The sequence below is a fragment of the Streptomyces sp. NPDC030296 genome (genome assembly GCF_055572815.1).
Window position 1 is genome coordinate 202,906 of record NZ_JBVICQ010000010.1, and the last position, 22,796, is coordinate 225,701.

The 22,796-nt window shown below is 72.1% G+C and carries 19 protein-coding genes; 7 read left to right on the plus strand and 12 right to left on the minus strand.

Going from position 1 to position 22,796, the window contains the following annotated elements; genetic code table 11:
* The first annotated feature begins 10 nt into the window (after window positions 1-10).
* Together ACZ4Z3_RS28215 and ACZ4Z3_RS28220 are read left to right on the plus strand one after the other, a co-directional pair.
* On the plus strand, window positions 11-1,177 hold the full coding sequence (locus ACZ4Z3_RS28215; protein ID WP_468503648.1) for a hypothetical protein: 1,167 nt from the start codon (window positions 11-13) through the stop codon (window positions 1,175-1,177).
* Window positions 1,178-1,555: 378 nt separating this feature from the next.
* The gene (locus tag ACZ4Z3_RS28220) at window positions 1,556-2,809 is read left to right on the plus strand and encodes a lactonase family protein (protein ID WP_468503649.1); all 1,254 of its coding nucleotides are present in this window, start codon (window positions 1,556-1,558) and stop codon (window positions 2,807-2,809) included.
* Here the strand turns inward: ACZ4Z3_RS28220 and ACZ4Z3_RS28225 are convergent.
* Together ACZ4Z3_RS28225 and ACZ4Z3_RS28230 are read right to left on the minus strand one after the other, a co-directional pair.
* On the minus strand, window positions 2,777-3,502 hold the full coding sequence (locus ACZ4Z3_RS28225) for a DUF2470 domain-containing protein (RefSeq protein WP_468503650.1): 726 nt from the start codon (window positions 3,500-3,502) through the stop codon (window positions 2,777-2,779). The two genes, ACZ4Z3_RS28220 and ACZ4Z3_RS28225, sit on opposite strands and share 33 nt — an antisense overlap.
* A gap of 94 nt (window positions 3,503-3,596) precedes the next feature.
* Window positions 3,597-4,205 (minus strand): TetR/AcrR family transcriptional regulator, encoded by a 609-nt coding sequence (locus ACZ4Z3_RS28230; RefSeq protein WP_468503651.1) that lies wholly within the window; start codon window positions 4,203-4,205, stop codon window positions 3,597-3,599.
* 107 nt (window positions 4,206-4,312) lie between these two features.
* On the opposite strand from ACZ4Z3_RS28230, the gene ACZ4Z3_RS28235 reads away from it, so the two are divergent.
* Window positions 4,313-5,878: a cytochrome P450 gene (locus tag ACZ4Z3_RS28235; protein WP_468503652.1), complete on the plus strand. Its 1,566-nt coding sequence runs from the start codon at window positions 4,313-4,315 to the stop codon at window positions 5,876-5,878.
* On the opposite strand, the gene ACZ4Z3_RS28240 is transcribed toward ACZ4Z3_RS28235, so the two are convergent.
* The 10 genes from ACZ4Z3_RS28240 to ACZ4Z3_RS28285 all read right to left on the minus strand — a co-directional run bounded on the left by ACZ4Z3_RS28240 (window position 5,863) and on the right by ACZ4Z3_RS28285 (window position 16,666).
* On the minus strand, window positions 5,863-6,669 hold the full coding sequence (locus ACZ4Z3_RS28240) for a pentapeptide repeat-containing protein (RefSeq protein WP_468503653.1): 807 nt from the start codon (window positions 6,667-6,669) through the stop codon (window positions 5,863-5,865). The genes ACZ4Z3_RS28235 and ACZ4Z3_RS28240 overlap by 16 nt on opposite strands.
* 44 nt (window positions 6,670-6,713) lie before the next feature.
* Window positions 6,714-7,457, minus strand: a complete 744-nt coding sequence (locus tag ACZ4Z3_RS28245) for a PIG-L deacetylase family protein (RefSeq protein ID WP_468503654.1) — start codon at window positions 7,455-7,457, stop codon at window positions 6,714-6,716.
* A 2-nt stretch (window positions 7,458-7,459) separates the two neighbouring features.
* A complete protein-coding gene (locus ACZ4Z3_RS28250) occupies window positions 7,460-8,761 on the minus strand; it encodes an alpha/beta fold hydrolase (protein WP_468503655.1) in 1,302 nt (433 codons plus the stop codon).
* 167 nt (window positions 8,762-8,928) lie between these two features.
* Window positions 8,929-9,954 (minus strand): LacI family DNA-binding transcriptional regulator, encoded by a 1,026-nt coding sequence (locus tag ACZ4Z3_RS28255; protein ID WP_468503656.1) that lies wholly within the window; start codon window positions 9,952-9,954, stop codon window positions 8,929-8,931.
* A gap of 111 nt (window positions 9,955-10,065) precedes the next feature.
* Window positions 10,066-11,490, minus strand: a complete 1,425-nt coding sequence (locus ACZ4Z3_RS28260; RefSeq protein ID WP_468503657.1) for a BNR repeat-containing protein — start codon at window positions 11,488-11,490, stop codon at window positions 10,066-10,068.
* 67 nt (window positions 11,491-11,557) lie between these two features.
* The gene (locus ACZ4Z3_RS28265; protein WP_468503658.1) at window positions 11,558-11,878 is read right to left on the minus strand and encodes an L-rhamnose mutarotase; all 321 of its coding nucleotides are present in this window, start codon (window positions 11,876-11,878) and stop codon (window positions 11,558-11,560) included.
* A 51-nt stretch (window positions 11,879-11,929) separates the two neighbouring features.
* Window positions 11,930-13,012 (minus strand): rhamnose ABC transporter substrate-binding protein, encoded by a 1,083-nt coding sequence (rhaS, locus tag ACZ4Z3_RS28270; RefSeq protein WP_468503659.1) that lies wholly within the window; start codon window positions 13,010-13,012, stop codon window positions 11,930-11,932.
* Between the two features lie 75 nt (window positions 13,013-13,087).
* A complete protein-coding gene (locus ACZ4Z3_RS28275; protein WP_468503660.1) occupies window positions 13,088-14,119 on the minus strand; it encodes an ABC transporter permease in 1,032 nt (343 codons plus the stop codon).
* Entirely contained in the window at window positions 14,112-15,152 is a 1,041-nt protein-coding gene (locus ACZ4Z3_RS28280) for an ABC transporter permease (protein WP_468503661.1), read from the minus strand. The genes ACZ4Z3_RS28275 and ACZ4Z3_RS28280 overlap by 8 nt, the downstream gene beginning before the upstream one ends.
* On the minus strand, window positions 15,149-16,666 hold the full coding sequence (locus ACZ4Z3_RS28285) for a sugar ABC transporter ATP-binding protein (RefSeq protein ID WP_468503662.1): 1,518 nt from the start codon (window positions 16,664-16,666) through the stop codon (window positions 15,149-15,151). The genes ACZ4Z3_RS28280 and ACZ4Z3_RS28285 overlap by 4 nt, the downstream gene beginning before the upstream one ends.
* Window positions 16,667-16,921: 255 nt before the next feature.
* On the opposite strand from ACZ4Z3_RS28285, the gene rhaI reads away from it, so the two are divergent.
* The 4 genes from rhaI to ACZ4Z3_RS28305 all read left to right on the plus strand — a co-directional run bounded on the left by rhaI (window position 16,922) and on the right by ACZ4Z3_RS28305 (window position 22,792).
* Window positions 16,922-18,082: an L-rhamnose isomerase gene (gene rhaI, locus ACZ4Z3_RS28290; RefSeq protein WP_468503663.1), complete on the plus strand. Its 1,161-nt coding sequence runs from the start codon at window positions 16,922-16,924 to the stop codon at window positions 18,080-18,082.
* 273 nt (window positions 18,083-18,355) lie between these two features.
* Entirely contained in the window at window positions 18,356-20,395 is a 2,040-nt protein-coding gene (locus ACZ4Z3_RS28295) for a bifunctional aldolase/short-chain dehydrogenase (RefSeq protein WP_468503664.1), read from the plus strand.
* On the plus strand, window positions 20,392-21,840 hold the full coding sequence (locus ACZ4Z3_RS28300) for a rhamnulokinase (RefSeq protein WP_468503665.1): 1,449 nt from the start codon (window positions 20,392-20,394) through the stop codon (window positions 21,838-21,840). Before ACZ4Z3_RS28295 ends, ACZ4Z3_RS28300 begins: the two co-directional genes overlap by 4 nt.
* 196 nt (window positions 21,841-22,036) lie before the next feature.
* On the plus strand, window positions 22,037-22,792 hold the full coding sequence (locus tag ACZ4Z3_RS28305; protein ID WP_468503666.1) for a (Fe-S)-binding protein: 756 nt from the start codon (window positions 22,037-22,039) through the stop codon (window positions 22,790-22,792).
* The last annotated feature ends 4 nt before the right edge of the window (window positions 22,793-22,796 follow it).

Below are 22,796 nucleotides of genomic sequence, written 5' to 3' on the forward strand. Positions count from 1 at the left end.
AGCGTACGGAATGGCCGACGGCACCGTGCGGATCGACGGGACGACACTTCACCTGCCGGGTGGTGTGCGGGTGCGCTTCATCCGCACGCTGCGCCTGCCCGAGACGGGCACGCACCAGCTTCCGCCCGGTCTGGGCGACTTCCCGATCCGCCGGGTCGAGGACTATCCGCACACGGCCCCCGAGGAGATGCGGGCGCGTGGCGGGGTGATGCTCCCCGTGTATCTCCGCGAGGCGATGTGGCTGCACTTCGGCGGTTCCCTGGAGCCGGCCGCGCTCCAGGTCGGCGTCGGCAAGGTGTGCGCGGTGTCGGGTGAGCCGTGGAGCAACCGGCTCAGCCGGAAACCGCAGAACTACGTGGTGCTGCCGCGTCAGCCGTGGCTCGACGGCATCAACTCCGGGAAGGGCACGGTCCGCCAGTTCGTCGCCGTCCCGCTGGGGCTCGGCGCGACGGTCGAGGGACAGGTCACCGGCGAGGAGGTGTTCGGCGGGGTGCAGTTGCAGTCGTTCCCGCTGAACGACACCCAGCTCGCCGTCTGGCGGGAGGCGGAGCGGCAGCGGGCCGCGCGGGAGCGGAACTTCGGCCCGGTCGGCGGTTACGGCGGCCCGGTACCGATGCCGCCGCCGGGCGCCGCCCCGATGCCCGCCCCCATGGCCGCGCCGCCCGGTGGCGCGCCCCTGCCTCCGCCGGCGCCGGGCGGCGCGCCCTTGCCACCGTCGGCGCCGGGCGGCAGCCCGATGGCGTTCGCGGCGCCGGGTGCCGCGCCGGCGGCCCGTGCGGCGGTGCCACCGCGGGCCCCGGCCGCGATGGGACTCGGTGTCGGCGGTTCGATGCGCCAGGAGGTCTACCAGGACACCTGGCCGCGCGGCAGCTGGGCGGAGCGGCCGGCCGGCCGGGTCTTCGTGCACCTCGTCACCCCGCCCGAGTGGCGCCGGATCACCGGTGAGGCCCCGCCGCCGTCGCCGGTGGACCGCGCTGCCTACACGAACGCGGGCCCCTGGTTCGACTACTACGACCAGGACGGGGTCGACGTCGAGCCCGCCGACGCGCTCGGCGCGGTCAAGCCGGTCGGCGACTGGCTCGGCACCGACCTCGACCCCTGGCAGCCGCCCGCCCCTGGCCAGATCAAGCCCCTCGGCGACGCCCCGGGCAGGCCGATCCAGGACGGCGACTGGTAACACCCCGACGGCGCCTGTTCTGGCGGGTCGACCCGCGCGGGCGTGAGCCGGGCGGGGGGCAAGGGCGAAGGTCGGGACCGGACAAAGAGGGGGCCGAGCCGGGCTCGGACCTGCCTCGGGGCCGGGGCTCGGACCCGGCCCGGACCTCGGCTCGCGCCGGCCCTGGCCGGCCCTGGCCGGCCCTGGCCGGTCGGGGCAGGTGGGGGCCGGTCGGGGCAGGTGGGTCTCGTGCTGGGGCGAGCAGGGCTCGTGCTCGTCGGAGTTCTCGGCGGCGGACGTCGCTTGGCACGCGGCGTCCGCCGTCCACGTTTTGCCTCGGGCCGCTCGGAGCCGTCAAGGTGGGTTCGGACGGGACGAGCGAGACCTGGGGTGCGACGGATGACGAGTGAGGCGGGGCGGGAGCCCGGCGCCTGGAGCAGGCGCCGGGTGCTGGGCATGCTGGCGGCGACGGCCGTACCGGCGTCCCTGGCGGGGTGCTCCGGGTCCGAGGGGACCACCGGCTCCTCGTCGTCACCGTCGTCGTCCGGGCCGTCGTCGTCCGCGCCGTCGGCGAGCGTCCCGGCTGCGGAGGCCGGTTCCCCCTCGGTGTCCCCCACGCCCACCGGCCCGAGGCCGTTGTTCCTCGGTACGTACACCTCGGAGGAGGGCGGCGGCACCGGTGTCGGCGTGGCGGTGTACGACGCCCGCAGCGGCCGGATCACGGGCCGGGGGACGATCGACGGTGTGGGTGACCCGTCGTATCTCGCGGTCCACCCGGACGGCCGGACGCTGTACACGGTGAACGAGCGCCCCGAGGGCGGGGTGACCGCGGTACGGCTGTCCGACCGGAAGGTCCTCTCCACCCGGAGCAGTGGCGGCGAGGCCCCCTGCCATCTCTCGGTGCACCCCGGCGGACGGTGGCTGCTCAGCGCGAACTACGGCACGGGCAGTGTCGCCGTGCACCCCGTCGAGCCCTCGGGCGCCCTCGGTGAGCGTACGGACCTGGTCGTGCACAGCAGCCCGGCGCCCGGTCCGGGGCAGCAGGGGCCGCACGCGCACCAGGTCGTCACGAGCCCCGACGGCGGTCATGTCCTCGCCGTCGATCTGGGCACCGACACGGTGTACACGTACCGGCTCGACGAGAAGCGCGGCACGCTGAGCGAGGTCTCCCGGGCGCGGACCCGGCCGGGCGCGGGGCCCCGGCACCTCACGTTCCATCCGGGCGGCCGGTACGCGTACCTCGCAAACGAGGTCGACGACACGGTGGTGGTCTGCGCCTACGACCCGGACAGCGGCCGGCTCACACCGGGCGGGCCCCGGTCCACGGGGACGGGGTCGGGCACGAACTATCCGGCGCAGCTGGTGGTGACGCCGGACGGCGCGTACGCGTATCTCGCCAACCGGGGGCACGACAGTCTGACGCGCTACGCGGTCGAGGCGGGGGGTGCCCGGCTGCGGCTGCTGGACACGGTGCCGGTGGGTGGGGAGTTCCCCCGTCAGATCGCCCTCTCCCCCGACGGCGGTCTGCTGTTCGCCGCGCTCCAGCGGTCGAGCGCGGTCAGTGTCTTCCGGGTCGATCCGGACTCCGGTGAACTGCGGCGGGCGGGTGAGCCGTTCGCGTCACCCGTCGCCGTCTGCGCGCTGCCGCTGTAGGGCGCGGGGGCAGGAGGCGGCGCTCGCCTGGGACAGCAGGACGTGCATGCGTTCGGTGAGCTGCGCCATGTCGTCGGCGGGTTTGTGGAACGTCAGGCGCACGTCGCCGTCGGTGCGGGCCCGTTCGACGCGCAGGGTGAGGCCGTGGCGGTCGACGGCGAGCGGCTGGACGCGTACGGCGCCGTGCAGGCTGTCGTGGGGGACGAGCCGGGTGAGCCGCTCGACGGCGTCGGGGTGGGCGTCGGCGAGGTGGGTCAGCAGCCTCGGCTCGGCCGTGGCCAGCGGGTCGGGTGCCGCGGCGGCGAAGTCGTCGAGGTCGACGACGACGGCGCCGGACGGCTCGCGCAGCACGATCCTGGTGGGCCGGAACTCCAGGTCGCCGTCATTGGGCGCGAACCAGCCGGCGAGCCACAGCCGGGCCCGGATGCGGCCCCGCACCGGGACGGGCGCGACGTCGGCGAACTCCAGCACGGCGGACGGCTCGCCGCGCGGCGCGCAGATCGCGGCGGCCATGAGCGTGCTGTCCTCGGGGACGCGCAGGATCACCCGGCCGTCCTCGGTGACGGTGTGCGCGCCGACGAACTCCTCGCGGCCGCCCTCGGCGGTCACCGCGCAGGACCACGCCGCCGCGAGCACCGAGCGGGCACGCTCCGCCGCGGCGGGCGCGGCCGTCCAGGTGTGACGGTCACCCATCCCAAACCTCCCTTAGGTAAGCCTTGCCTAACTTATCGAAGATCCGGGCGTACGCCAACCACGCCCGCCGATCCGGCAGGACGTGGTCCTCAGCTCAGGGAGCGAGCACCCCGAACAGCGCCCGCACACACAGGTCCCGCACCTGCCGCCGCGACAGCTCCGAGCCCCGGAGCCACTCAAGGCAGACGGCCGTGGTGAACGACAGCCACCCGCGCACGGCGAGCCGGGTACCGGGCCGCCCGTCCAGCGCCGCCCCGAACTCCGCGTCCGCGGCGAGCGCCTGGAGGATCTGCGCCTCCTGGGCGGCGAGCGCCCGCTGGTAGACCCGGCGCACGACCTGGTCACCGGTGGCGTCGGCACGATGGAAGGCCCGGAAGCCGTGGGGATGCTCGTCGACGTACGCGAGGAAGACGTCGAGCCCGTTGGTGAGCCGCTCGCGGGCCGAGCGCCCCGGCGCCGGGGTCATCGTGCGCAGCATCCGCTCGCTCTCGCACTCCACGACGGCCGCGAAGAACTCCCGCTTGTTCGGGAAGTAGTGGTAGAGCAACCCCCGCGAGACGCCGGCGATCTCGGCGACCTGCTCGATCCACACGTCGTCATACGGACTCTCCGAGAACAGCCGGGCCCCGACATCGAGGAGCTGCTCCCGCCGCTCGGCGGTGCTGAGCCGGCGGCGCGGACGCTCCCCCTGCTTGGCTGCCATGGCGTCACCTTACTTGACGTGAGTTCAACAACAGGTCGAGACTGAGCGCGTTATTGAACCCGAGTACAACAGCTTCGACAGGGCCTGCGCACGAGGGAGACGGTGCCATGACGGCGACGACGGGGACCACGGCCGCCAGGGGTTTCCGCAGCGCGGAGCTGAGCTGGCCCGAGCTCCACCGGATACCGCATCCGCCGCACCGGCTGCCCCTGATCGGCGACGCCCTCGGCTCCAACCCCCGTACGCCGGTGCAGGACTCCATGCGGCTCGGCCGGCGGCTCGGGCCGATCTTCCGGCGGAAGGCGTTCGGCAAGGAGATCGTCTTCGTGGGTGGCGCGGCTCTCGCGGCCGACATGGCGGATGAGTCACGGTTCGCCAAGCACGTCGGGCTGGGGGTCGCCAATCTGCGGCCGGTCGCCGGGGACGGGCTGTTCACGGCGTACAACGACGAGCCCAACTGGCAGCTCGCCCACGACGTCCTGGCGCCGGGCTTCAGCCGGGAGGCCATGGCCGGGTACCACCCGATGATGCTCGACGTCACCGAACGGCTGATGGACCACTGGGACCGGGCGGGTGCGGCCGGTCGGCCCGTGGACGTGCCCGGCGACATGACCAAGCTGACCCTGGAGACGATCGCCAGGACCGGCTTCGGCCATGACTTCGGCTCCTTCGAACGGGACCGCCCGCACCCCTTCGTCTCCGCGATGGTCGGCGTCCTCGCCTACGCCCAGCGCCGCAATGTCGTCCCCGACCCGCTGGCGCCGCTGCTGCTGCGGGCCGCCTCCCGGCAGAACGCCGTGGACATGGCGTTCCTCAACGACACGGTGGACGCGGTGGTGCGCGCACGCCGTTCGTCCGGGGTCGGCGGCGGGAACGACGGCGCCGGGGACCTGCTCGACCGGATGCTGGAGACCGCGCACCCGGAGACCGGGGAACGGCTGGCCGCCACGAACGTGCGCCGCCAGGTCCTCACCTTCCTGATCGCCGGGCACGAGACCACCTCGGGCGCCCTGTCGTTCGCCCTGCACTACCTCGCCCTGCACCCCGAACTCGCCGCGCGCGCCCGCGCCGAGGTGGACCGGGTGTGGGGCGACACGCCCAGGCCCGGCTACGACCAGGTCGCCAAGCTGCGCTACGTACGCCGGGTGCTCGACGAGACGCTGCGGCTGTGGCCGACGGCGCCCGCCTACTCGCGGGAGGCCCTGGAGGACACCGTGCTCGGCGGTGCCCATCCGGTGCGGCGCGGCGGCTGGGCGCTGGTGCTGACGACGATGCTGCACCGGGATCCGGAGGTGTGGGGCGCCGACGCCGAGACGTTCGACCCGGACCGCTTCGACGCGGCGGCCGTCCGCGCGCGGCCCCCGCACACCTACAAGCCGTTCGGCACGGGGGCACGGGCCTGCATCGGCCGCCAGTTCGCGCTGCACGAGGCCACGCTGGTGCTGGGACTGCTGCTGCGCCGTTACGAGTTGCGGCCGGACCCGGCGTACCGGCTGAGGGTCACCGAGCGGCTGACACTGATGCCGGAAGGACTTCGGGTACGCCTGGAGCGGCGCCCGGGGTACCGGCCCGAGGCCGTGGACACCGCGCCGGGCGCGGGCGCCGAAGACGGGGTCGAGGGGTCGCACGTCACGGGCTCGCGGGCGGGTGCGTCCCGTCACGCTGCCCAGTGACCGGGGCGGGTGACTGACGCCGGGAGCCGGGTGGCGGCGCTGCCCCGGGCCGCGTTGATCTGCGGCTGGGTGAGGAAGAACGCGCCGGTCAGGTCGGCGTCGGTGAGGTCCGTGTCGCGCAGGTCCGCACCGATGAGGTCGGCGCCCCGCAGATCGGCGCCGGTCAGGTCGGCGGCTATCAGATAGGCGCCGCGCAGATTGGCCTTCCGGAGGTCGGCGCCCTTGAGACGCGCGCCCATCAGGTCGGCTCCCCGGCGGTTCTTCGCGCGTCCCGCGCCCGCCCGCACGAGGTCGCTGACCTTCAGCAGCACCTCGTTGACGCGCTGCCGGTGCGCGGCGACATCGAGCTCCGCCAGTTCCTCGGCGGTGCGCCGGGTCAGCCGCTCGGTCTCGTCGAGCGCCCGGCGGACCTCCGCGTGGGCCGGGCGGGCGGCGGGCAGTGTCAGGGCCTCGGTCAGGTACCAGAGGAGTTCGTGCAGATGCCGGACGACCGGGAACACGTCGAACATCCGCCGGGCGTGCTCACGGCCGCCCGAGCGCCAGTCCCGGCCGCCGAAGGTGACCTGGGAGACCTTCTGTCCGGCGCCGAAGCAGTCGTAGACGGTGCAGCCGGTGAAGCCCTCGTCCCGCAGCCGGGTGTGGATGCCGCACCGGAAGTCGTCGCGGAGGTTCCCGCAGGGCTTGCCCGCGGCCTTGTCGACGGCGAAGTCCGCCGAGGCGGCGAAGGGCAGCGCCACACAGCACAGCCCGAAGCAGTTGCCGCAGTCGGCGCGCAGGGATGGTCGTTCCATGGGGATCACCCTAACGACGGCGGCCCGGGGCCGGGCGCGCCGCTTCAGCGGGGGAACACCTCGAAGGCCACGGCCGGAGTCCCGCCGAAGCGTTCGCCCGCCGCCCGGGCGTGGCCGGTGAGGAAGTCCCGGGCGTAGGTCTCGGGGTCCTGGTCGGTCAACGTCTCCAGGTAGGTGCGGTGTTCGAGGAGGGAGGCCACGGCGCGGTCGAGGCCGGGGGTCGCGTCGACGGCGTGGGTGGGGTGCGGGGAGCCGGCGACGGCCACCCAGCGGACGCCGTCCCACGGCTCCAGGCCCCGCTCGACGAGTTCGGGGAAGATCCAGCGGTTCCCGGCGTCGCCGGCGGCGTCCAGGGTGGCGCGGCCCACCGCGACGTGGTCGGGCGTGTTCCAGACGGTGCCGCCCCAGGTGTCGCGGTGGTTCAGGGTGATCACGAGTTCGGGGCGGTGTCGGCGGATCGCGGCGGCGATGTCCCGGCGCAGGGCGGTGCCGTACTCGATGACACCGTCCCGGTGGTCGAGGAACTCCACCGCCGAGACACCCACGACGGCCGCGCCGGCCCGCTGCTCCCGCTCGCGCAGCGGGCCGCACCGCGCGGGCTCCAGGGTGTCGATGCCCGCCTCGCCGCGGGTGGCCAGGACGTACGCCACCTCGCGTCCGGCGTCGGTCCAGGCGGCGATCGCCGCCGCGCAGCCGTACTCGAGGTCGTCCGGGTGGGCCACCACGGCGAGGGCGCGCCGCCAGTCGTCGGGCAGCGGCAGGAGCCGGTCGGTCGGTGCGTCGGCCATCGTCACTCCTCGTCGCGCGCCAGCGCCAGCAGCCGGTCCAGGACCCGCGGCCCACCGGCCCGTACGCCGTCGTGTTCGAACTCGTCGGTCACCCAGGTGCGCAGGCCCCGGACGGCCCGTGCCGTCTGAAGCGAGTGGGCCGTGTCGACGTACATGTCGTCGTGGTAGATCGCGGCGGCGACCGGCACCTCGTTGACGGCGAGCCGGTCCGGGTCGTACAGAGGTGCCCAGCCCCGCTCCCGCGCCAGGTCCTCGGCCGTCTCGCGCAGTGGGCGCAGGGCGGGGTCGTTCTCGAACATCCAGGGGTGCACGGACTCCCCCGTGAACAGCAGCGGGCCGTCACCGGTCAACGTCTTGGCGGCGTCGAACTGCGGGAACCGCACCCGCACCCGCTCCGCGGCCCAGTCGGTGGGGCCCGGGTCCTGGCCGTAGATCGCCTCGTGGAGGAGGGCGTACAGCGGGTGGCCTGCGTACGACAGGAGCCCCTGGACCTCCTCCTGGAAGGCGTCGGAGAGGGCGGGTCCCCGCGGGGTGCGCACGAAGGCGTCCTCCAGCAGGAAGTGCAGCCGGTGGCTGCCGTCGGAGCGGCCGAGCATGATGCCGAGCGACTGGAACGCCTCGACGGTGAACCGGTAGCCGTTCGGCAGGACCACGTCGTGCTGGAGCAGGTGCTCGGCGATCCGGCGGGCCCGCTCGACGTCCTGCGGGTAGCGGGCGTAGTGGGCGGCGACCTTGCGTTCGATGCGCGGGTAGGCGGCGTGGTAGACATCGTCGGCGGTCGCGTCGAGGGAGGGCAGTCCGCCGGTGATGAGGGCGGTGCTCAGCCCCTCGGGGGCGAAGGACAGATAGGTGACCGCGCAGAAGCCGCCGAAGCTCTGGCCGAGGACGGTCCAGGGGGCGCCGCCGGTGACCTCTCGGCGGATGGCCTCGCAGTCGCGGACGATGGAGTCGGCGCGGAAGCGGGCGAGGTAGTCGGCCTGCTCGGCGGGGCCGCCGCGCAACGGGAGGGTCTGGCGGTTGGCCGGGGTGGAGGCGCCGGTGCCGCGCTGGTCGAGGAGCAGGACCCGGTACTCCTTCAGGGCCCGGTCCAGCCATGCCTGGCGGCCGACGAAGCGGTTGGCGCCGAAGCCGGGGCCGCCCTGGAGATAGAGCAGCCAGGGCAGGTCCTGGCCGGCCTTGTCGCCCGCGACGACCTCACGCCCGTACAGCTCGATCCGCTCCCCCGCCGGGTCGTGGTGGTCGAGGGGGACGCTGAAGCGGCGGTCGGTGAGGACGACACCGGGCTGCCGGTAGCTGACGGACAACGGGGCTCCTTGCGCGGACGGATTCCAGGCCGTGATCCAGTCCAGCACAGATTCTCCGCTCCGCCGAGCCCGTGGATCAAGAAGATCCCGCTCTGTCCCGTGCCGGGTTGCTGATTTCCCGGTCAGTCCGGGCGGCGGTGACGGCGCCCCGTCGGCTGAACGGCCGGTCAGCGCGCCGAGAGGCTGGAGCGGCGCACCACCAACTCCGGCTGGAGGACGACCCGCCGGTGCTCGTGCGGGGTCGGCGCGGTGTCGGCCTCGGTCTCCTCCAGGAGCAGCTCGGCGGCGAGGGCGCCCATGGTGCCGGCGGGCTGGCGCACGGAGGTGAGGGGGACGGCGGCCGCGGCGGCGAACTCGATGTCGTCGTAGCCGACGATGGCGAGGTCGTCGGGGACGCTGACCCCGGCCGCGTACATGGCCTGCAGGACGCCGAGGGCCAGCAGGTCATTGGCGCAGAACACGGCGGTCGGACGTTCCGCGAGGCCGAGGAGGCGGGCGCCCGCGTCCCGCCCGGCGGCCACGTCGAGGCGCTCGGTCGGCAGTTCCCGCAGGGAGTCCGGGCCGAGGCCCGCCTCCTCCAGCGCCTTCAGGGCGCCGGTGCGGCGGTCGCGGACCTGGTTGAGGCCCGAGGGGCCGCTGACGTAGGCGAGGGAGCGGTGGCCCGCGTCCACCAGGTGCCGTACGGCGAGCGCGCCGCCCGCGACGTCGTCGACGGAGACCGAGCACTCGGTGGTGCCCTCGGCGACACGGTCGACGAGGACGAAGGGGATGCCGTGGCGGCGGAACGCCTCGATGTTCCGTCCGGTGGCGTCGGCGGGCGTCAGCAGGACGCCCCGGACGCGCTGCTCGGCGAAGAGCGACAGGTACTCGGACTCCTCGCTCGCGCTCTGGGCGCTGTTGCAGACCATCACGCCGAGCCCGGCGTCGCGCGCGGCCCGCTCGGCGCCGCGCGCGACGTCGACGAAGAAGGGGTTGCCCATGTCGAGCACGAGCAGTCCCATGATCCGGCTCCGCCCGGCTCGCAGCTGGCGCGCCGACTCGCTGCGGACGTAGCCGAGGCGGTCGATCGCGGCGAGCACCCGGGCCCGGGTCCCGGAGGCCACCGAGTCCGGCCGGTTGATGACGTTCGACACCGTGCCGACGGAGACTCCGGCGGCGGCGGCGACGTCCTTGATACCCACCGACTGGGCCATGGGGCGGGGACCTCCAGGAAGGTGCGGAGCGGCGGGCACACGTTCACATTACCGTCGGGTCACCACAGGAATGGCCCGGTCAGGTGCGGGAACGCTCCCCTCGCCCAGGATTCAGGCGGGGAGGGCGAAGTCGATGACGCGGAGCGCCGACGGCGTGGTTCCGCTGGACTTCACCTGGTACATCACGGACAGGACATTGTCCTGTGCGATACGGGTCTCGTCGATGACGACCTCGCCGAAGGCGTTGAGACCGCTGGGGTCGAACAGCGACTTCCAGTCGGTGTACCCGGAGGCGGCGGACGCTCCCCATATCCGGCCGAAGGGCAGGACCGCGTACGCGTTGTCGTACTTGTCGAGGGCGAGCTTGGTGCGCTGGCTGGAGCCGAGGGGTACGGGGATCTCGGTCTTCTGCCAGGTGCCGGAGGCGTTCCTGCGGACGTGGAAGGCCCGGCCGCCCGCGGTGCGGTCGGCGACGTAGTTCGTCGTGCACTGGCCGAAGCGGCCGGGGACATAGCTGATGATCGCGTGCGGGCGGCCGGCGGAGTCGGTGAACTGGCTCTCCTGGTTCATCAGCGAGTGGTCCGGGTTGAGGGGGTCCACCACCAGGCCGGAGTCGGTGACGGCGACCTTGTCGGAGCCGCCGGTGGTGCCGACGACGGTGCCCGCGTTGTTGCGCCAGGTGCGGCCGCGGTCGTCGGAGTAGACGTAGCCGGTGTCGTGGTTGGTGATGCCGCCGCCGTTGCACATCACGGCGCCGTTCTGCTCGCGCCAGGTGAAGAAGGAGTGCAGCCGGCCGTTCCGGTCGTAGTCGATGCCGTGCAGGTACATGTTGCGGGCGGTGGAGGAGCCGTGCTCGCTGGTGTAGGTGCCGGTGGAGCCGCTCCACTCGCCCAGGTTCGTCCAGGACGAGCCGTCGTACTCGGCGAGGGCGTTGCGGCCGTTGCCGGAGACGCCGGCGCGGTAGCTGAGCTGGAGCTTGCCCTCGGGCGTCGAGACGAACTGCGGATAGGTGAACTGCGAGGTGAGGGCGAGCCCGTCGAGGGTCGACCGGGGGGCGCCGAAGCGGCTCGCGGTCCAGCTCAGGCCCGCCGGGTTGTCCAGCAGACCGGCGACCGACTTGACGTAGGTGAAGCCGTCGCTGTGGGAGTCCATGTTGAGGTGCAGACGGCCGTCGACCTTGGAGACACCCATGGAGATGACGTTGTGGGAGTCGTTGTAGCGCAGCGTGTGGCCGACCTTGACGGTGGACCAGGTGCCGGAGCCGACGGCGCGGCGGCCGACGACGGCGTTGCGGTCGGCGGTGTACCAGACGGCGTACTGGTGGCCCTTGTAGGTCAGGAGGCCGTTCTTCTGGAACGCGTTGTTGTTGACCAGCCCGTCGTACGAGACGAAGTAGATGGCCTGGCTGTCCAGCAGGGTGGTGCCGGTCTGGCGGACCGAGGGGCCCGGGTCGGCGGCGCGGGCGGTGGTGGCGCCGAGGGCGGGGGCCACCACGGCGCCTGCGAGGGCGGCGCCGAGCGCGGTACGTCTCTTCATCTCCGGGGACTCCGTTGTCGTGCGAAAGGGGGGAGGGGTGACGGGAGCGGCGGGGTGAGCCGGGGGTTCAGGCCAGGTGGAACACCTCGGTGAGGGGCTTCATGGCCTCGTCGGGGCGGGCGCCGTCGAGGGACTCGAAGAAGGGTCCCATCTCCTTCTGCCAGCGGGCGTTGACCTCGGTGGCCTCCATGCCGGCGAGGGCGGCCCGGAAGTCGTCGGTCTCCAGGTAGCCGACGAGGAGGCCGTCGTCGCGCAGGAAGAGGGAGTAGTTGTGCCAGCCGGTGGCCGAGAGCGCTTCGAGCATCTCCGGCCACACGGCGGCGTGCCGCTCGCGGTACTCGTCGATCCGGTCCTCGCGGACCTTGAGCAGAAAGCAGACGCGCTGCATGAGATACCGCTCCAGGGGGTGAGGGGGGTGGCGTCGACTCGGCTGCCGGGATCAGAAGTCGAACTTGTCGATGTTCTCCTTGGTGAAGACGGTGGGCTTGCCGAGGTTGATCACACCGTCCTTGCCGATGGTGTACTCGCCCATGTCGCCGGCGGTGAAGGTCTCGCCCTCCTTGCCGGTGATCTGGCCGGAGACCAGCGCGACCGCGGTACGGGCGGCCAGTTCGCCGAGCTTCGCCGGGTCCCACAGCTCGAAGCCCTCGACGGTGCCGTCCTTGACGTACTTGCGCATGTCGTTGGGGGTGCCGAGGCCGGTCAGCTTCACCTTGCCCTTGTACTTGGAGCCCGACAGGTACTGGGCGGCTGCCTTGATGCCGACCGTGGTCGGGGAGATGATCCCCTTCAGCTTCGGATACTCCTGGAGCAGGCCCTGGGTCTGCTGGAAGGACTTCTGGGCGTCGTCGTCGCCGTAGGCGACCTTGACGAGCTTGATGTCCTTGTACTTAGGGTCCTTGAGTTCGTCCTTCATGAACTCGATCCAGGTGTTCTGGTTGGTCGCGGTCTGCGCGGCCGACAGGATCGCGATCTCGCCCTTGTAGCCGATCTGTTCGGCGAGCAGCTGGACCTCGGTGCGGCCCAGGTCCTCCGCGCTGGCCTGCGAGACGAAGGCGTTGCGGCACTCGGGCTTGGTGTCGGAGTCGTAGGTGACGACCTTGATGTCGTTGGTCATGGCCTGCTTGAGGGCGGTGCACAGGGCGCCCGGGTCCTGCGCGGAGACGGCCATGGCGTCGACCTGCTGCTGGGTGAGGGTGTTGACGTAGTTCACCTGGCCGGAGGTGTCGGTGGCGCTGGAGGGGCCGACCTCCTTGTAGCTGGAGCCCAGCTCCTTGAGGGCCGTCTCGCCGCCCTTGTCGGCGGAGGTGAAGTATGGGTTGTTGACCTGCTTGGGCAGGAAGCCGACCGTCAGGCCCTTCTTCAGCTCGGCGTTCGGGTCGGCCTTGCCGGTCGCGCTCGCCGAGGCGGCGTCGTTCTTGACGTCCTCCTTGGTGGTGCCGCCGCAGGCGGTGGCCGCCAGGGCGAAGGAGGTGACGGCCGCGAGCGCCGCACAGGAGCGACGGAGGGTTGTCTTGCGCATGAGGATTCCTTGGATACGGAGGGACGGGCGGGTACGCGGGTGCGGAATCGGCGGTGGGGGCCCAGGGGGTAGCCGTCAGGAGGCTGGAGTGGGCGCCTTGGGAACCGGGGCTGAGGCCGCGCCGCGGCCGGCCCTCGCGACGGAGATCTGGCGTGCGACCCGGGGGCCGAGCACGGAGAGGACGAGCAGGACACCGGTGACGAGGATCTGCGACTGGGCGGAGACGTCCCGCAGGCTCATCACGTTCTGGAGGGTGCCGAGGAGGAACACGCCGGCGATCGCGCCGCCGAGGGCGCCCTTGCCGCCGTCGAAGTCGATGCCGCCGAGGAGTACGGCCGCGATGACGGACAGTTCGAGTCCGGTGGCGTTGTCGTAGCGGGCGCTGGCGTAGTGCAGGGCCCAGAAGATCCCGGTGAGGGAGGCCATCAGACCGGTGACGGTGAAGAGGATCAGCTTCTGGCGCCTGACGCGGATGCCGGTGAAGCGCGCGGCCTCCTCGCTGGCGCCGATCGCGAACAGGGACCGCCCGAACGGGGTGGCGTGCAGGGCGATCACGGCGATGACGAGCAGGACCAGGAAGGGGACGAGGGCCTGCGGGACGAAGCTGTCACCGATGCGGCCGGCCGCGAAGTCGAGGTACTGCGCGGGGAAGTCGGTGACCGCGTCGGAGCCGAGCACGATCTGCGCGACGCCCCGGTAGGCGGCGAGGGTACCGATGGTGACGGCGAGGGAGGACAGGCCGAGCCGGGTGACCAGCAGGCCGTTGATCAGTCCGCAGACCACGCCGAGGGCCAGACAGATCGGGATGATCGTCTCGATGGTCATGCCCTGGTTCCACAGGGCGCCCATGACCGCGCCGGACAGGCCGGCCGTGGAGGCGACGGACAGGTCGATCTCGCCGGACACCACGAGCAGGGTCATCGGCAGGGCGATCAGCGCGATCGGCAGCGTGTTGCCGATCAGGAAGGACAGGTTGAGCGCGTTGCCGAAGCCGTCGACGGTGGAGAAGGACAGCAGGAGCACGACGATCAGGAGGGCGCCGACGGTGGAGTCCCACCGCTTCAGGGCGGACCAGCGGCTCACGCGCGAGGACGTGGTGTCAGCCATGGCGGGCGTTCCTCTTCTTCAGGGCGGTCGCCACCCGCAGCGCGACCACGCGGTCCACGGCGATGGCGAGGATGAGCAGGACGCCGTTGATGGCGAGCACCCACACCGAGCTGACGCCGAGGGCGGGCAGCACGCTGTTGATGGACGTCAGCAGCAGGGCACCGAGCGCGGCACCGTAGACGCTGCCGGAGCCGCCGGTGAAGACGACACCGCCGACCACGACCGCGCTGACGACGGTCAGTTCGTAGCCGGTGCCCGTGCCGGAGTCGACGTTGCCGAAGCGGGCCAGGTAGAGGGCGCCCGCGAGACCGGCGAGGGCCCCGCAGAAGGTGTAGGCGACCAGGATCCGCTTGCGGACGGGGATGCCGGCGAGGCGGGCGGCCTCGGGGTTGGAGCCGAGCGCGTACAGCTCGCGGCCGCTGACGAAGTGCTTCAGGTAGTAGGCCGTCGCCACCAGGACCACGAACGCGATCAGGGCGAGGTAGGGCACCGCGAGGATGCCGCCGGAGCCGAAGTCGATGAACCCGTCCGGCAGGCCGGAGGCGACGATCTGCCGGGAGCCGACCCAGATCGAGTCGATGCCGCGGATGATGTAGAGGGTGCCGAGGGTGACGACGAGGGCGGGCACCTGGCCGAGGCTGACGAGCAGTCCGTTGAGCAGGCCGAAGCCGATGCCCGTCAGGACCGCCAGGAGCACGGCCACGACCGCGTTCCCGCCGCCCTGGAGACAGGTGCCGGCGGCGAAGGCGCTGATGCCGAGCGTGGAGCCGACCGACAGGTCGACGTTGCGCGTGATGACGACCAGGGACTGGCCGACGGCGACCAGCACCAGGATGGTCGCGTTGAGCAGCAGGTCCTTGATGCCCTGCTCGGTGAGGAACTCGCTGTTGCCGAGCTGGGTGACGACGATCATCGCCGCGAAGACCACCAGGATGGCGAGTTCACGCATCTTGAAGACGCGGTCCACGAGCCGGGCGCCGCTGGACCTCGGCACCTCGGCGACGGGGGTGTTCTCGGGGGCGGTCACCGTCATGCGGCTGCCCTCCCGGTGGCCGCGGCCATCACGGTTTCCTCGGTGGCTTCGGAGCGAGGGATCTCGGCGGTGAGCCGGCCCTCGTGCATCACGAGCACGCGGTCGGCCATGCCGAGGATCTCGGGCAGGTCGGAGGAGATCATCAGGACCGCCACACCGTCGGCGGCGAGCCGGCTGAGGAGGCGGTGCACCTCGGCCTTGGTGCCGACGTCGATGCCGCGGGTCGGCTCGTCGACGATCAGCACCTTCGGGCCCGTGGCGAGCCACTTGGCGAGCACGACCTTCTGCTGGTTGCCGCCGGACAGCGTGTTGACGGTGTCCGCGAGGCGGGCGTACTTCACCTGGAGTTTGACCGCCCAGTCGAGGGAGCGGCTGCGTTCGGCGCCGCGGTCCACCAGGCCGGCCTTCACGGTCGTGCGGAGGCCGGTGAGACCGATGTTGCGCTCGATGGACATGTCCATCACCAGGCCCTGGGCTCGACGGTCCTCGGGGACCAGGGCGAGCCCGGCGGACATGGCGGCGGAGGGCGCCCCGTTGGTGAGGGGCTTCCCGTCGACGGCGACCTCGCCCGCGTCCCAGCGGTCGACGCCGAAGACGGCCCGGGCCACCTCGGTGCGGCCCGCGCCGACGAGGCCGGCCAGGCCGACGATCTCGCCGCGGCGGACGTCGAAGGAGACATCGGTGAAGACGCCCTCACGGGTCAGCCGGCGCACGCTCAGGGCGACCTCTCCGGGCTCGACCTCCTGCTTGGGGTACAGCTCCTCCAGGTCGCGGCCCACCATGCGGCGCACCAGGTCGTCCTCGGTCATGCCGTCGACGGGTTCGCTGGAGATCCAGGCGCCGTCGCGCAGGGTGGTGACCCGCCGACAGATCTGGAAGATCTCCTCCAGGCGGTGGGAGATGAACAGGACGGCGGAGCCCTGCTCGCGCAGGGCGCGGACGACGCCGAAGAGGCGGGCGACCTCGCTGCCGGTGAGGGCCGCCGTCGGCTCGTCCATGATCAGGACGCGGGCCTCGAAGGAGAGCGCCTTGGCGATCTCGACGATCTGCTGGTCGGCGATGGACAGGCCGCGTGCCGGGCGGTCGGGGTCGAGTTCGACGCCGAGCCGCCGCATCAGGGCGAGGGTCGCCGCATGGGTGGCCTTGTGGTCGATCCGGCCGAGGGCACGCCGGGGCCGGCGGCCCATGAAGAGGTTCTCGGCGATCGACAGGTCGGGGAAGAGCGTAGGCTCCTGGTAGATCACGGCGATGCCCGCGTCGCGGGCGTCGGCCGGACCGTGGAACACCGTGGGCACTCCGTCGAGGAGCACCTGACCGGAGTCCGGTCGGTGCACCCCGGCGAGCGTCTTGATCAGGGTCGACTTGCCCGCTCCGTTCTCACCGGCGAGTGCGTGCACCTCGCCCGGGAACAGTTCCAGGGACACGTCCCGCAGGGCGCGTACGGCGCCGAAGGACTTGGAGATGCCCTTCAGCGCGAGAACGGGGGCCGGACCCGTGTCGGACCGGTCTGTCATGGGGACTCCTCGACGACGCCGGTGGCGGAGGGTCGAGCCCTCACCGCGTCGTGAAAGGTTTCAACTAGGTTGCCGGGACGTTAGGCACCCCACGCAGGTCACGTCAATGGGTTCCAGTCGAAAATCTTTCGACGGAAGAGGTCACGAAAGGGCCACGGGCAACGGTCTTGACCTGGGGGGTTGACAGTCGGACGAGCCACTCATAGTTTCCCGTGCTGAATCGTTTCAGACATCAAAGCCGGTAGGAGCCCTGACGTGACCGAGCTCGCCGCGGTGAAGGCCGCCCTCAGGACACAGGCCGTCGAGACGCCGTCGTGGGCGTACGGAAACTCCGGAACCCGTTTCAAGGTCTTCGCGCAGGCGGGCGTGCCCCGCAACCCCTGGGAGAAGCTCGACGACGCCGGAAAGGTGCACGAGTTCACGGGCGTGGCTCCCACGGTGGCCCTGCACATCCCCTGGGACAAGGTCGACGACTACGCGGCCCTCGCCGAGCACGCCCAGCAGCGGGGCGTGCGGCTCGGCGCGATCAACTCCAACACCTTCCAGGACGACGACTACAGGCTGGGCAGCATCTGCCACCCGGACGCGGCGATCCGCCGCAAGGCCGTCGACCATCTGCTGGAGTGCGTCGACATCATGGACGCCACCGGGTCCCGCGATCTGAAGCTGTGGTTCGCGGACGGCACGAACTACCCCGGTCAGGACGATGTGCGTGAGCGGCAGGACCGGCTGGCCGAGGGGCTGGCCGAGGTGTATGAGCGGCTCGGGGACGAGCAGCGGATGCTGCTGGAGTACAAGTTCTTCGAGCCGGCGTTCTACACGACCGACGTCCCGGACTGGGGCACCGCCTACGCCCACTGCCTGAAGCTCGGGCCGAAGGCGCGGGTCGTCGTCGACACCGGGCACCACGCGCCCGGCACCAACATCGAGTTCATCGTGGCGACGCTGCTGCGGGAGGGGAAGCTCGGCGCGTTCGACTTCAACTCCCGGTTCTACGCCGACGACGACCTGATGGTCGGCGCGGCCGACCCCTTCCAGCTGTTCCGGATCATGTACGAGGTGGTGCGCGGGGGTGGGTTCACTCCCGAGGTCGCGTTCATGCTCGACCAGTGCCACAACATCGAGGCGAAGATCCCGGCGATCATCCGGTCGGTGATGAACGTCCAGGAGGCCACGGCGAAGGCGCTGCTGGTGGACCGGGAGGCGCTGCGCTCCGCTCAGCGGGCCGGGGACGTGCTGGAGGCCAACGCCGTGCTGATGGACGCGTACAACACGGATGTGCGGCCGCTGCTGCGTGAGGTGCGGGAGGAGATGGGGCTGGACCCCGACCCGCTGAAGGCGTACCGCGCGTCCGGGTGGGCGTCGAAGATCGTCGAGGAGCGGGTGGGGGGAGAACAGGCGGGTTGGGGGGCGTGACCGCCGCGCTGCGCTGGAGCCGATGCCGCGTCTCGTCTGCCTGTTCTTGTTCGTTGCGGACCGCGGGCCGTTCGTGGCTGGTCGCGCAGTTCCCCGCGCCCCTGAAGGCCCAGGCCCTGCGGGCCTGAGAAGCACGGGGCGCAGCCCCTGCTTTTCAGGGGCGCGGGGAACTGCGCGAGAAGCCCCCCACTCACCCGCACCCGGCGACGCACCACCGAGGCCCGAGCTGAACCCCGTACCCCGTACCCATCTAACCGTAAGGATTGATCGCACATGGCAACCCATCCCGCAGCCGCAGCTCTGCTCGCCCGGTCCCGGCGGCTCGGTGCCGATCCCCGGAACACCAACTACGCCGGTGGCAACACGTCCGCCAAGGGGACCGACACCGATCCCGTCACCGGGGGCGACGTGGAGCTGATGTGGGTGAAGGGGTCCGGGGGCGACCTCGGGACGCTCACCGAGGCGGGGCTGGCCGTGCTGCGGCTGGACCGGATGCGGGCGCTCGTCGACGTGTACCCGGGGGTGGAGCGCGAGGACGAGATGGTCGCCGCGTTCGACTACTGCCTGCACGGCAAGGGCGGGGCCGCCCCGTCGATCGACACGGCCATGCACGGGCTCGTGGACGCCGCCCACGTGGACCATCTGCACCCGGACTCCGGGATCGCGCTGGCCTGCGCGGCCGACGGGGAGAAGCTGACCGCCGAGTGTTTCGGGGACAGCGTGGTGTGGGTGCCGTGGCGGCGGCCCGGCTTCCAGCTGGGGCTGGACATCGCCACCGTGAAGCGGGACAACCCGGGGGCCGTCGGCTGTGTGCTCGGGGGGCACGGCATCACCGCCTGGGGCGACACCGCCGAGGAGTGCGAGCGGAACTCGCTCCACATCATCCGCACCGCCGAGGCGTTCCTTGAGGAGAGGGGGAAGGCCGAGCCGTTCGGGCCGGTCGTCGAGGGGTACGAGGCCCTGGAGCCCGGTGCTCGCCGGGAACGGGCCGCCGCGCTGGCGCCGCACGTCCGGGCCCTCGCCTCGCAGGACAAGCCGCAGGTCGGGCACTTCACCGACTCCGACGTCGTCCTCGACTTCCTGGCGCGCGCGGAGCACCCGCGGCTCGCCGCGCTGGGCACCTCGTGCCCGGACCACTTCCTCCGTACGAAGGTCCGCCCGCTCGTGCTGGACCTGCCCCCGGCCGCGGGCCTGGACACGGTGATCGCCCGGCTGAAGGAGCTGCACGCCGGGTACCGCGAGGGGTACGCCGCCTACTACCGGCGGCACGCCGAGCCCGACTCCCCCGCGATGCGCGGCGCCGACCCGGCGATCGTGCTGATCCCGGGCGTGGGCATGTTCAGCTTCGGCAAGGACAAGCAGACGGCGCGGGTGGCCGGAGAGTTCTACGTCAACGCGATCAACGTGATGCGGGGCGCCGAGGCGGTCTCCACGTACGCGCCCATCGAGGATTCGGAGAAGTTCCGCATCGAGTACTGGGCCCTTGAGGAGGCCAAGCTCCAGCGGATGCCGAAGCCGAAGCCGCTGGCCACGCGGGTGGCGCTGGTGACGGGCGCGGGCAGCGGGATCGGCAGGGCGATCGCGCACCGGCTGGTCGCGGAGGGTGCGTGTGTCGTCGTCGCCGATCTGAACGGCGAGAACGCCGCCGCGGTGGCCGAGGAGCTGGGCGGGACCGACAAGGCCGTCGCCGTGACGGTCGACGTGACCGACGAGGAGCAGATCGCCGGGGCCTTCAAGGCGGCCGTGCTCGCCTTCGGCGGGGTCGACCTCGTCGTCAACAACGCCGGAATCTCGATCTCCAAGCCGCTGCTGGAGACCTCCGCCGAGGACTGGGACCTCCAGCACGACATCATGGCCCGCGGTTCGTTCCTGGTGTCGCGCGAGGCGGCGCGGGTGATGATCGCGCAGAAGCTGGGCGGTGACATCGTCTACATCGCCTCCAAGAACGCCGTGTTCGCCGGCCCCAACAACGTCGCGTACTCCGCCACCAAGGCCGACCAGGCTCACCAGGTGCGGCTGCTCGCCGCCGAGTTGGGCGAGCACGGCATCCGCGTCAACGGCGTCAACCCGGACGGTGTGGTGCGCGGGTCCGGCATCTTCGCCGGCGGCTGGGGCGCCCAGCGGGCGGCGACGTACGGCATCGAGGAGGAGAAGCTCGGCGAGTTCTACGCCCAGCGGACCATCCTCAAGCGGGAGGTGCTGCCGGAGCATGTCGCCAACGCGGTGTTCGCGTTGACCGGCGGCGAGCTGACGCACACCACCGGGCTGCACGTCCCGGTCGACGCCGGCGTCGCCGCCGCGTTCCTGCGATGAGCACGGCGGTGAAGTCGTACGCCGCGGTCGACCTCGGCGCGTCCAGCGGGCGGGTCATGGTCGGCCGGGCGAACCGGGACTCGCTGGAGCTGGTCGAGGCGCACCGGTTCCCCAACCGGCCGGTGCGGACGCCCGAGGGGTTGCGCTGGGACGTGCTCGCCCTGTACGCGGGGGTCCTCGACGGGCTGAAGGCGGCCGGACGGGTCGACTCCGTCGGCATCGACAGCTGGGCCGTCGACTACGGCCTGCTCGACGCCGACGGGGCCCTCCTCGGCAACCCGGCCCACTACCGGGACACCCGCACCGACGGCGTCGCCGAGAAGGTGTGGGCCACCGTGCCCGCCGCCGAGCTGTACGCGGCCACCGGGTTGCAGTACGCGCCGTTCAACACGCTGTACCAGCTGGTCGCCGCCAGGTCCTCGGCACAGCTGGCGTACGCGAGGCGGCTGCTGCTGATCCCGGACCTGCTGTCGTACTGGCTCACGGGCGAGTTGGGCACGGAGCTGACGAACGCGTCCACGACCCAGCTGATCGATCCGCGCACCCGTGACTGGGCGTACGGCGTGGCGGAGCGGCTCGGGGTCGACCTGGAGCTGTTCGCGCCGCTGCGGCGGCCGGGCGACCCGGCGGGGCTGCTGCTGCCGCGGGTGCTGGAGGAGACGGGGCTGACCGGGCCGGTGCCGGTGACGACCGTGGGGTCCCACGACACCGCCTCGGCGGTCGCGGCCGTACCCGCCACCGGTGAGCGGTTCGCGTACATCTGCACCGGCACCTGGTCGCTGGCCGGGCTGGAGCTGGACGCGCCGGTGCTGACCGAGGAGAGCCGGGCCGCCAATTTCACCAATGAGCTGGGACTCGACGGCACGGTCCGGTATCTGCGGAACATCATGGGCCTGTGGCTGCTGCAGGAGTGCGTACGGGACTGGGGGGACCCGGATCTCGGGGGGCTGCTGCGGGCCGCCGCCGGGGTGCCGGCGCTGCGGTCGGTCGTGGACGCGGGGGACTCGGCGTTCCTCGCGCCCGGCCGGATGCCGGAGCGGATCGCCACGGCGTGCCGGGAGTCGGGGCAGCCGGTGCCCTCCTCCCCCGCCGAGGTCACCCGCTGCATCCTCGACTCCCTCGCCCTCGCCCACCGGCGGGCCGTCGCCGAGGCCCAGGCGCTGGCGGACCACCCGGTGGACGTCGTCCACATCGTCGGGGGCGGTACCCGCAACGCCCTGCTGTGTCGGCTCACCGCCGACGCCTGCGGGCTGCCGGTGGTGGCGGGCCCCGCGGAGGCGGCGGCCCTGGGCAACGTCCTGGTCCAGGCCCGCACGCACGGTGTGGTGGGCGACCGGGCCTCGATGCGCCGGCTCGTCGCCCGCACGCAGCCGCTGGTGCGGTACGAGCCGCAGGGCGACCCGGCGGCCTGGCGCGCGGCGGAGGACCGGCTCGCGCGGGCGTGAGGGGCGCCCCGGCGGCGTGTGCCGGGTTGACGCCTGCTCCGGCGGCCGGTGCCGCTTCCTGTGGGCGCCCTCCCCTGCCCAAGGAGGGGCTCCCCAGGGACGGGCGGGCCCCGCGCGTCCCTGGGGAGCCCCTCGCCCTTCGAGCATTGACGTCGTACTCTGCTTTCATCCGATGATCGACCCTCGAGGAGCCGCGATGCGTGTCGCCCTGTTCCTGACCTGTGTCAACGACACGCTCTATCCGGACACCGGTCGCGCCGTGGTGAAACTGCTGACCAGGCTGGGCGTCGAGGTGGACTTCCCGATGGATCAGACGTGCTGCGGGCAGGCGCACTACAACACCGGGTACCGACATCAGGCGGAGCCCTTGGCTCGGAAGTTCTCCGATGTATTTGGCGGGTGCGAGGCGATCGTGACGCCGTCCGGGTCGTGCGGGGCGATGGTGCGGGAGCTGTATCCGCGGATGGGTGAGCGGGCGCGGGCCGAGGGCCGCGGCGACACGCTGGCGCGCGCCCTCGCGCCGGTCGTGCCGAAGACGTACGAGCTGACCGAGTTCCTGGTGGATGTGCTGGGCGTGACGGACGTCGGGGCGTACTACCCGCACAAGGTCACCTACCACCCGACCTGCCACGGGCTGCGCGGTCTGGGACTGGGCGAGCGGCCGCGCCGGCTGCTCCAGGCGGTGAAGGGGCTGGAGCTGGTGGAGCTGCCGGGGGCGGACGAGTGCTGCGGTTTCGGCGGCACCTTCGCCGTGAAGAACTCCGACGTCTCGGCGGCGATGGGCCGGGACAAGGTGCGCAACGCCGAGTCGACGGGCGCGGAGGTGCTGTGCGCGGCCGACAACTCGTGTCTGATGCACATCGGCGGCACCATGGCCCGGCTGCGCACGGGCATGCGGCCGGTCCACATCGCGGAGATCCTGGCGAGCACGGAAGAGGAGCCGCTGGTATGACCGG

Coding starts and splice junctions, on each gene's coding strand:
- ACZ4Z3_RS28235 (WP_468503652.1), top strand. CDS start 4,313: ATGACGGCGACGACGGGGACCACGGCCGCCAGGGGTTTCCGCAGCGCG.
- ACZ4Z3_RS28220 (WP_468503649.1), top strand. CDS start 1,556: ATGACGAGTGAGGCGGGGCGGGAGCCCGGCGCCTGGAGCAGGCGCCGG.
- ACZ4Z3_RS28280 (WP_468503661.1), bottom strand. CDS start 15,152: ATGACGGTGACCGCCCCCGAGAACACCCCCGTCGCCGAGGTGCCGAGG.
- ACZ4Z3_RS28265 (WP_468503658.1), bottom strand. CDS start 11,878: ATGCAGCGCGTCTGCTTTCTGCTCAAGGTCCGCGAGGACCGGATCGAC.
- ACZ4Z3_RS28285 (WP_468503662.1), bottom strand. CDS start 16,666: ATGACAGACCGGTCCGACACGGGTCCGGCCCCCGTTCTCGCGCTGAAG.
- rhaS (WP_468503659.1), bottom strand. CDS start 13,012: ATGCGCAAGACAACCCTCCGTCGCTCCTGTGCGGCGCTCGCGGCCGTC.
- ACZ4Z3_RS28255 (WP_468503656.1), bottom strand. CDS start 9,954: ATGGCCCAGTCGGTGGGTATCAAGGACGTCGCCGCCGCCGCCGGAGTC.
- ACZ4Z3_RS28230 (WP_468503651.1), bottom strand. CDS start 4,205: ATGGCAGCCAAGCAGGGGGAGCGTCCGCGCCGCCGGCTCAGCACCGCC.
- ACZ4Z3_RS28260 (WP_468503657.1), bottom strand. CDS start 11,490: ATGAAGAGACGTACCGCGCTCGGCGCCGCCCTCGCAGGCGCCGTGGTG.
- ACZ4Z3_RS28215 (WP_468503648.1), top strand. CDS start 11: ATGGCCGACGGCACCGTGCGGATCGACGGGACGACACTTCACCTGCCG.
- ACZ4Z3_RS28300 (WP_468503665.1), top strand. CDS start 20,392: ATGAGCACGGCGGTGAAGTCGTACGCCGCGGTCGACCTCGGCGCGTCC.
- ACZ4Z3_RS28240 (WP_468503653.1), bottom strand. CDS start 6,669: ATGGAACGACCATCCCTGCGCGCCGACTGCGGCAACTGCTTCGGGCTG.
- ACZ4Z3_RS28245 (WP_468503654.1), bottom strand. CDS start 7,457: ATGGCCGACGCACCGACCGACCGGCTCCTGCCGCTGCCCGACGACTGG.
- ACZ4Z3_RS28305 (WP_468503666.1), top strand. CDS start 22,037: ATGCGTGTCGCCCTGTTCCTGACCTGTGTCAACGACACGCTCTATCCG.
- ACZ4Z3_RS28275 (WP_468503660.1), bottom strand. CDS start 14,119: ATGGCTGACACCACGTCCTCGCGCGTGAGCCGCTGGTCCGCCCTGAAG.
- ACZ4Z3_RS28295 (WP_468503664.1), top strand. CDS start 18,356: ATGGCAACCCATCCCGCAGCCGCAGCTCTGCTCGCCCGGTCCCGGCGG.
- ACZ4Z3_RS28225 (WP_468503650.1), bottom strand. CDS start 3,502: ATGGGTGACCGTCACACCTGGACGGCCGCGCCCGCCGCGGCGGAGCGT.